The organism is Moheibacter sediminis, from assembly GCF_900176425.1.
In the GTDB taxonomy this organism is placed as follows: domain Bacteria; phylum Bacteroidota; class Bacteroidia; order Flavobacteriales; family Weeksellaceae; genus Moheibacter; species Moheibacter sediminis.
Window position 1 is genome coordinate 1 of sequence record NZ_FWXS01000018.1, and the last position, 2,720, is coordinate 2,720.

Annotated in this window: 2 protein-coding genes; both read right to left on the reverse strand. The window is 36.3% G+C overall.

Annotation, left to right across the window (positions count from 1 at the left end; translation table 11 throughout):
- Window positions 1-2,243, reverse strand: a 2,243-nt coding sequence (locus B8977_RS14885; RefSeq protein WP_084019068.1) for an Ig-like domain-containing protein, incomplete at its 3' end; no start/stop codon positions are given.
- Window positions 2,244-2,547: 304 nt separating this feature from the next.
- A complete protein-coding gene (locus tag B8977_RS15325) occupies window positions 2,548-2,709 on the reverse strand; it encodes a T9SS type A sorting domain-containing protein (RefSeq protein ID WP_394334480.1) in 162 nt (53 codons plus the stop codon).
- Window positions 2,710-2,720 lie beyond the last annotated feature (11 nt).

Genomic DNA, 2,720 nt, shown 5'->3' on the forward strand with positions numbered 1-2,720 from the left:
AACATAAAATTCTGAATCCCGGCAACTGAAGTGTCGATTTGATTGGGAGTCCAGGTGCCGGTGATGCCGTTGTCAGACTGCGTTGGAAGTGTGATCAATTCATCACTTTTACAATATTCTGATTCTAAATCAAATATTGGTTCGATCGAGTCTGTGACCTCAATTTCAAATGGAAATTCATCGGCGCATTGATCCGGATCAGGTGTGAATACAAAGGTCTGAATGCCCAAAATTGAAGTGTCAATCTGGCTTGGAGACCAGGTTCCCATGATTCCGTTTTCTGATTCGGTTGGTAAGTCTATCAATTCATTTCCCACACAATATTGTAATTCTAAGTCAAATATTGGTGTAATCGAATCTACAATTTCTACCACAATTTCCTGACGTTCGCCGGGGCAGCCTTCTTCACTCACAACTTCTACCCAGTAAGTCGTCGTCACTGTTAAATTAGGTGTGGTAAATGGGTTTCCTGTGAAAATTGGTGTTGTTCCTGCTAGAGAATCGTACCAATTCACCGTGTTTCCCGCATCTGTCGTTACTTCTAATTCTGCAGAAGAATTTATACAGATTTGAAACAATGGGTTTCCAACCGTGAAAGCCGGGAGTGGATGGACAATTAATTCTAATTCGCGCACTACATAACAGCCGTTTTCGTTTTCAATCCGAATGTATAAAGTTGTATTTGTCGAAGTCGTATAAATCGTTGGTAAATCATTTGTTCCTGTTTCAGCTTCGGATTCCAATTCGTGGAAAGTGATATCAACATCAGACTCACTACTGATTTGAGGCAAGGACTCAGTTAAATCAAACTCGGCATTTCCTGAAAAATCCAAACATTCTTCCAACTCAGCATCAAAAGCAACCGGTAAGGGATGGATCGTGATTTCCGTCGTGGTAGTATAAGTGTGCACTTGCAAAGTATAAGTCAACAAAATTGTGTAAGTGCCGATTGCAGCATAATTATGAATTGGATTCTGGTTTGTGGAAGTATTTCCATCTCCGAAATCCCAAACTAAACTTGCATCGGGACATCCCATAAATTCAAAATTCAAAGGAATCTGAAAACAATTGTCTCCTTCACATTTGTTATCCACAGAATTAATTTCAATTTTGCCTTTGTAATTATAGGGAATTGTAAAAGTCGGCACGCCAAAACGGGCAATTCCTCCATCTAAAAATATTCCATGTGACACATAATCAGGATTGGTTCCGGCAACGGGGTCTAAAAGTTCATTGGGTTTATTAATCACAGAAAGGTAATAACTGTCATAATTTGTATGATAAATTTTCCTGTCAGGTCCCAACTGTAATGCTCCAATATTGGCTGAGCTTACAACTTTTTGACTTTGTGGAATATTTGGGGAATTTAAATCATACTGGATTAAGGAATTACCAGTCGTTGCATATAAAAACTGTTGATTTGGAGAAAATTCCACACCATAATATGAACGGGAATCGGGAAAAGTAGGATCATATAAAACTTTTTCATTGCTAACCAATCCTGTAAGATTATCAAAATCATACACAGCCAATCCTCCGCCATGTTCGGTTATATCTTTATGAGCAATCGCAAGTTTTTTACTATCCGGAGAAGCTTTTAAATAACCAATTGTATTTCCTTCCCAAACCATTGGAACAAACATACCTACTGTAGAAATAACAGGAGTTAAATTCAATCCAGAATCAGTTAATTTAAACGCATAGAATTTATTTTCGGCATGGGTTAAAATCCAGTATCCATTGCAGTCAGCTGTTCTGGATATTGTTATTTTCTCTGAACTTTTTCGATAACCATTCAAAAGTGGGATTTGTATATTTTTCTGCCCGACGACCAAGCCACCATTACCTCCATCCAAAGTCATATCGACAACGGAATAATAAAATCCTGAAATGGAAAAAATTGTAAAAATGTAATATTGATCAGCATTTGCTGGATTGGGAACAATAATCGCACTTTGGGTGCTAGTACTATTTCCTGACAATCCATAACCATTTTGCATCACGGAATGCGTTCGGTTGTAAACCCTTCTGCCATCTGTATAGAAAAGAAGATTTCCGCAATCATCGGAAATACTTGCACAGCCTTCATTGGTATCAACCTGTCCACCCGTTATCCCCACAGGAAAGCCAGAAGAAAAACTCACGCCTGCATTTTTCCCAAAATACCAGGTAGCATGCTCAAATTGCGCATACAAAGCAGTATAAAAAAGCGTTAGGATTACTGTAAAATATAATTTGTTCATGTGTAATTATGTTATGTGCTTTTGAGTTTTCAGTTGTTGTTTTTATACTTAAAAATGCTTAGATATTTCAACTTAGCTTAACATGACAAGCATTTTCATAAAATCCCGACAGGATAAAATCCTGCCGGGAAAGTGAATATTCGATTCTAATTATCTGAACTCAAAAATTAAATCTGAAACAAAATATTCACATGAGGGTTGATGATGATTTTTAAATATTTTTATTCATTCAATTTATTAAAAATAATTCTGCTTGTTTTAAACTCCTCCTCTTTCGAGAAGGAGACTGAAACCTAATAACAAATTAACTTTTAACTATTTTGAATGTATTTACTTGCTTATCTGTTGTTGCCTTTACAACATAAGTTCCTTTTGGTAAAGCATTTAAATTAACATTTGAAATCGAATTTGAAGTTTGATTTAGAATTAATTTTCCATTCAAATCATAAACCTGAACTGATTTCACTACTTCGTTTC